This is a genomic window from Bradyrhizobium cytisi, assembly GCF_008123515.1.
Taxonomy (GTDB): Bacteria; Pseudomonadota; Alphaproteobacteria; order Rhizobiales; family Xanthobacteraceae; genus Bradyrhizobium; species Bradyrhizobium cytisi.
Genome location: NZ_VSSR01000111.1, coordinates 1 through 5,966, shown reverse-complemented (window position 1 = coordinate 5,966; position 5,966 = coordinate 1). Strand labels below are relative to the sequence as shown.

Genomic DNA, 5,966 nt, shown 5'->3' with positions numbered 1-5,966 from the left:
GAAAGGTGGACTTCTCTTGCTCCGGGTATCATCCCGACCTTGAATCACGACTCACGTTCCAAGAAAAGTGGGTACTAGTCGACCGCTTCCTAGCAGCAACACTTCAGCGAGCGAAGTCCTTTCAGGCTCCATCGGTTTTTCTTCGCCGCGGCATCCGATTGCACGACGAGCTCATAGCGGCCGTTCCGCTTACGCACCACTCGAGCATGATGCTCGGTATGATCACCACCGCTGACATTTTGTGGATTGTCGCCAGCGCAGGTGCGTGCAGGTCGTTGACTTGCGCCATGACCTAGAGGTTCGATCGTTGCGGGACGCGCATCACAAATTGTCCTTGCAGACGAATCCAGACAAGGCGATCTTACGCCTCGCGCGCGTACTTGCTCGTCTAGCGCGAGGGAAGATTATGAAAGTGAGCACGCCAATCGAACCGACAAGGAAGAGAGCGACGATCTATGCTCGTTTCTCCACCTATCTTCAGAATGAGCGATCGATCGAAGATCAGCTTTCACTTTGCCAAAGCTATGCCGAGCGTGAAGGCTTAACCGTTATCAGCACCTATGAAGATCGGGCTCGTTCAGGCGCCTCGGTGATGGGACGCGAAGGCCTTCTGCGGATGTTGGACCAAGCGCGGGCGAGATCCTTCGACGTAGTGATCGTTGAAGCGCTTGATCGCCTCTCTCGCGACATGGAGGATCTCGCAGGCATCCATAAGCGGCTATCTTTTCTCGGGATCGAGATCCGGGCGGTCCACGAAGGCGTCGTTAATACCGTGCTGGTCGGCCTTCGCGGCCTAGTCGGACAACTCTATCGTGAGGACAACGCGCACAAGGTGCGTCGTGGCCAAGCAGGGCGGGTCAAGCAGGGCTTGGCTGGAGGTGGCCTGACATACGGATATATCGCGGTCGCCGGGAGAAGCGGCGAACGAGTCATCGTCGAGGCCGAGGCACAAGTGATCCGGCGCATCTTTCAGGAATACGTTGACGGTCGAACGCCTCGCGAAATCGCACACGATCTCAACAAAGAGAAGATATCACCTCCCCGAGGGCGGACATGGAACGCCTCAACAATTAATGGCAACCTCAAGAGGGGTGCCGGCATTCTGCAGAACGAGCTTTATGTAGGGCGCCTCGTCTGGAACAAAGTCAGAATGGTGAAAGATCCCGACTCGGGAAAGCGTCTGTCGCGACCAAATCCAAAGAGTGATTGGCAGGTTGCTGAAGTGCCGCATCTAGCAATTGTCAGTCCAGAGCTGTTCACAGCCGCTCAGCAGCGAAGAGAAGCGCGGTCGCGCCCACCGAAGCCATGAACGTCGTCCTCGTCGGATGCTATCTGGCCTGCTCCGTTGCGGTTCATGCGGCTCCGGCATGGCAACTAATGGGCGGGACAAATCGGGGCGCGTTCGCATTCGCTGCTCGGCGGCCACGGAGAGCGGCACGTGTCCTGACGCCAATACTTTTTATTTAGACGCCGTCGAGAGAGCGCAGTCCTCAGCGGGCTAAAGGCCGAATTGCGCGCGCCGAAGGTCATTTCGGAGTAGGTACGCACGTATCTCGAGGAGCGGAAGCGCCTGACTGCCTCCTCGTAATATTTGGAGCCTGAATAGTTCTTGTGGGTATAGTCGATCATGAAGAGCCCGTAGTGATGGCGCGGCAGGCTCTGCAGGCTCTCGACCAGCTGGCCGAGATTGCGCGCTAGGATCGCGTTGCGCGGCACTTCGGTCAGCCAAGCCGTATCGAGCGCCCAGGCCGCACAAGTCAGATGCGAGGCGCCGCAGATGCCGCAAGCTCGTGGCGTGACCACGAGACCGGCCTGAGGATCTTTATCCCGTAGGATGATTTCGAAACCACGGAATAGTTCGGCTTGCGTCCAAGCGTCGACGACGACGCCGTCCTGGATATTGACGCGAACGTCAAGATCGCCTTCCACGCGGCCGACAGGCGAGATGTCGAGTGTTTGCACTGCTGATGGCATGAGAGTCAGTCCCTAATAACGAAAAACGAAAGCAACGGGCGTACGGGCAAGCTGAAGACATCCTCGTCAGACGACGAAGATGTCCTCGCGGAGCGGGGACCGAAGATCGTGCGCTTGAACCCTCAGGTCCGCAAAAGGCGGATAAAAGCACGTCATGCGGCTGCCGGATTAAAAAGTGGCGAATGCCGTTATGTTCCTGCTCACCGACCACAAGAACGGTTTGACCAACGAGCGGGTGGAATGGATAGGCTACAACAACATCGAACGCCAGATTCCCGGCATTATGGCGCTGCTTCCGAGGGCGGCGCCGAAACCTGGGCCACCCTCGCATCGCTCATCAACACGGCAAAGCTGCACGACATCGACCCGCGGCACTATCTGACCGATGTTCTCGAGCGCATCGTCTCCGGACGCACCAAGATCAATCAGCTGCACATGCTGTTGCCGTGGAATTGGAAGGCCGAGCGCGATAGTTCGCAGGCAAAGCTCGCCGCCTGATCAGTTCGACGGCAGGGCATCTGGAACTTCCTGCGCATCGCTGGCGTCGTCGTAGATCTCTTCGCGGATCACGCGCAGCGTCACCTCGTGCAGATACACTTGCAGCGCACTCTCCAGCTCGGTGAACTCCGGCAGCAGGACTCGATCGACGAAGCCTCGTGACGCACGGACCATCACCGTGTTGCGTCGCTGCCGGCGATAACGAAACGGCCGCAGCCCATATCGGCGGCAAAGCGCCAAAAACAGGTGCCGGGACCATTGGTCGGGAAGTGAGAATTGCTGTTCGATCGGTGGATCGTGGCGAGCAAGTTCCTCGACCCGGGCACGCACCCGCCGCAGCGCGGCTTCCGCCGCAAGGCGCTCACCAGCAGTTCCGGCACCCGCGAACAACGCTTCGATCTTCCGAAGCTTCTCGCGCAGCTGCGACTCGCTGGTCATTCTGATCCCCGTTGTCCGCTCCGAACCGGGATCACCCCATCACCGCGCGCCGGTAGCGTCAATCATCCCGACCGCGCTATCCAGAGCATTCCGCGCAAGTCAAGCCCCCGGCACCGATGATCCTCTCGTGACGCTCACGAAAAACCTAGCCCTAGCTACTTTCCGGCGCAAAAATCGCGGCTCTGAAGGGCGCGGTCAACCATGCAGACAATAAGAAGCCCCGCCGGGGGCGGCGGGGCGATGTGAGGCCAAGATTGCGCTGGAAGTGGACTATCTTTGGAGTGACTGCTGTTCCATCACGCGACCGATGCTGATGAGGTTGTCTGCGACAACGCCGAGCCCGACCCAGCGCTTCATTCCGGCGCTGGCTTTGTAGCGGCAGCGATCGAGCCCGTGCCGCCGTTTGGCGACGCTGATGCGCCCCTCGCATCCGGTCCGCCATTTCTGGCCGTTGCGGAACCAACGCTTCTTCTGCTCGCGCTTGCGGGCGACGCTCTTGGTGGAACGATTGGGGATGCAGACGCGCTTGACGCCGCTCGCCTTCGCCGCGGCTTCATTCCTGGCGGAATAGAACCCGGCATCTGCCGCGACCAGACGTGGCGTGCGACCGAGCTTGGCTTGGTGGATTTCGATGGCCGGGATCAACAGGTCCGAATCGCTCGTCCGCCGATCATAGACTTCGTAGTCGATCACGATCTGGTTTTCGGCTTCCTGCAGCTTGACCATCTTGCCGAACTCGTTGGGCTTGCCGGCCTTGCCCTTGCGAATGATCTCCGTCGAGGGCTCGAACACGCTGAAGAGCTTGTCCTCTGTCCGCGTGTTGCCGTGGAAGATGCGTTGCCGGGTCTGCCGCATCACCTGCCGCACCAGCGGCATCATCGCTTCCAGCTGCTGCCGCAAGCCTTGCAGCGCCAGCCGTTTCAAGATGCCCCTGGCCCGCTTCACGCCGGTGGATATCTCATGGGAGAAGCGCTTCGCTTGCCCCACCACTCGGCTCGTCGAGTTCAATAACTTACGGTAGCCTTGCTTGAGCCTCTCGTGATTGAGCGGTCCTTTGGCACGCGCAATCCGCGAGATATCGAGCAGCCGCAGTTTTACGCTTCGCGTTCGGTCGCGCAGCTTGGTTCCGGCCGCGCCCGCGATCTCGGTGACCTTCTTCATGGTGCGGATCAGCACCCTAACCCCGTCACCCAGCAACGTGCTGTCGGTCGGGTAATGGATGTTGGTCTCCACCACCGTCGTATCCACACGCATTCTGCGTCCCTGCGTCACCCCTTGTTGCTGCGCGATTTGCACGATCCGGTCGTGGATCTGTCTGATTGTCTCCGGATCCACAGCCAGGCCCCAGTGCCCCATCGTCTTGGCGTCCGGCATCTTGCCGCCGCCCACACGGGTGAAGTCGCGATACACCAGATTGGCGCGCACTTCGCGTTCCAGCACGTGATAGCTCCAGTTGCGAACATGCTTGAGGATCAACAACCGCAACACCACCTCGGCCGGCGCGCCCAGCCGACCACGACTGCGGCTCTTGGGATGTCGTCTCGCCAGCGCCTCGTACACCGCACCGACGATCTGTTCATCCGCCAGAACCCGGTCAGCATGGGTCATCCAACCTTCGCGAAGATCGCTCACCTCCCCGGCGATCAAGCCGTCGCCGAAGCTCAGTTGCGCTCTGCGCATCTCAATCACGTTTCTTCCTCCCCCGCGGCACCGCTGCATCAGGGCGCAACAGGTCGTGATTGAACTCGCAGATCGCCTCGATCGCGTCTTTCAGCTTCTGGTAATTCTCCAGCCAGCGGCGCACCTCGGCAACGCGCTCACGCCGCACACTGAACTGGCGCACGCGTCCACCCGCATAGCTCACCGTCAGGACATGCACCTGGTGCCCTTCGCCGCGCGCGCATTTCGGGCAGCCGCTCTTGTGACGAACGGTGCGCTCCAGCAACGAACCGCGCAGCAGTTCGCCGGTGACCGGCAGCTTGCCGACAAGCTTCTCACGCGTTTGAAGGGCTCGCTTACGAATCATTCATAAGAATGAATCAATGCTGCCGCTTCAAGTCAACGCCAATCCGTTCGACCTTGCAGTTTTCGCCACACCAAGCGATTCTGGCTGCCTCACAAGGCCGCCGAATTTTGCGCCGGAAAGTAGCTATGCCGAGCGCTGTCGCCCGACCCGCACTGGTCGGCGGACCCCGACCTATGGCGCGAGAAACGCCTTTGACGCAGACGACCGGATTGACGGGAATCTGGGTCGAGAGGCCCTCATCATACGCGCGTTCGGCTTCGGTAGGTTCCCATTCCACGCCAACCTCGTCGACCGCCTGACGCGCCACGCCGGCGAAGCCATCTGGACTCATCAGCACGAGCCGGTCCGTCAGCCGCGAGGGCCTGGCACGGCCGTAGACGCCGTAGCCGCGCCGACCCAATCATCGACGGCTCCTTGGGGTCGGACCACCGCGTCTGGGCTGTGCGCTACAATTCGCCGCCAGCGGCCAATTTTATTGATGGACGAGCCGGCGCTCCGCGGCAGCCACTACACACATGTACGAGAAGCCGCGTGAACCGAGAACGGCTCCGCTCGGCACCGGGCACCCAGCAACAGACTGACGCCGCCGTCACCCGCAAGTATTTTTACTCCGCTTTGCTTAGCATATCTGCTCTGGACTACGCGCCTCATCGCCAGGGTGCGCTCACGCGCGCTGCGGCACTTGAGGATTTTCATTTCCATTCGACGCTACCGAAGTCAGCATGAGGGAAGCGTTGCGAGTAATCGCTGCGGCTTGGCTGTAGCGCAGCGCGGAAATTTACGCTAGCTTCTGCTCGCGAGTTTGCAAATGCGTACCCGCATCCGATCTCTCCGAAGACAACGAGCGAGCATTCGACCGCTTGCTCCCTCCCATTCTCAGAGCTGGGATAATCCGGACAATGAGGAAATCTGGTTTGAATTGGCGCGCGCCATCGGACGTCAGATCGCACGGGATGAAAATTACGGCTCGGGGCAGCCGATAGAGGACCGGCATGACGACAGCGTCAACGAAGAAAACGGCTGTACTATA

6 protein-coding genes and 2 pseudogenes are annotated in these 5,966 nt (G+C 60.1%); 4 read left to right on the top strand and 4 right to left on the bottom strand.

Annotated features, from left to right (window positions below; genetic code table 11):
• Positions 1-406 precede the first annotated feature (406 nt).
• Together FXB38_RS40500 and FXB38_RS44350 are read left to right on the top strand one after the other, a co-directional pair.
• Positions 407-1,309, top strand: a complete 903-nt coding sequence (locus FXB38_RS40500) for a recombinase family protein (protein ID WP_246230588.1) — start codon at positions 407-409, stop codon at positions 1,307-1,309.
• Between the two features lie 16 nt (positions 1,310-1,325).
• On the top strand, positions 1,326-1,502 hold the full coding sequence (locus tag FXB38_RS44350) for a recombinase zinc ribbon domain-containing protein (RefSeq protein ID WP_347340270.1): 177 nt from the start codon (positions 1,326-1,328) through the stop codon (positions 1,500-1,502).
• 121 nt (positions 1,503-1,623) lie between these two features.
• Here the strand turns inward: FXB38_RS44350 and FXB38_RS40495 are convergent.
• Positions 1,624-1,974, bottom strand: a pseudogene (locus FXB38_RS40495) (nickel-dependent hydrogenase large subunit); the annotation flags it as partial.
• A gap of 294 nt (positions 1,975-2,268) precedes the next feature.
• Between FXB38_RS40495 and FXB38_RS44345 the strand changes: the two are divergent.
• Positions 2,269-2,472, top strand: a pseudogene (locus FXB38_RS44345) (transposase domain-containing protein); the annotation flags it as partial.
• Here FXB38_RS44345 and FXB38_RS40485 read toward each other — a convergent pair.
• The 3 genes from FXB38_RS40485 to FXB38_RS40475 all read right to left on the bottom strand — a co-directional run bounded on the left by FXB38_RS40485 (position 2,473) and on the right by FXB38_RS40475 (position 4,936).
• Positions 2,473-2,910, bottom strand: a complete 438-nt coding sequence (locus FXB38_RS40485) for a hypothetical protein (protein ID WP_148756476.1) — start codon at positions 2,908-2,910, stop codon at positions 2,473-2,475.
• 270 nt (positions 2,911-3,180) lie between these two features.
• Positions 3,181-4,590, bottom strand: coding sequence for an ISNCY family transposase (locus tag FXB38_RS40480; RefSeq protein WP_148756477.1), 1,410 nt, complete (start codon positions 4,588-4,590; stop codon positions 3,181-3,183).
• Between the two features lies 1 nt (position 4,591).
• Positions 4,592-4,936, bottom strand: a complete 345-nt coding sequence (locus tag FXB38_RS40475; RefSeq protein WP_148756475.1) for a DUF6788 family protein — start codon at positions 4,934-4,936, stop codon at positions 4,592-4,594.
• A gap of 808 nt (positions 4,937-5,744) precedes the next feature.
• Between FXB38_RS40475 and FXB38_RS43515 the strand changes: the two genes are divergently transcribed.
• Positions 5,745-5,966 (top strand): hypothetical protein (locus FXB38_RS43515; RefSeq protein ID WP_210250997.1); only part of this gene is annotated, 222 nt, incomplete at its 3' end.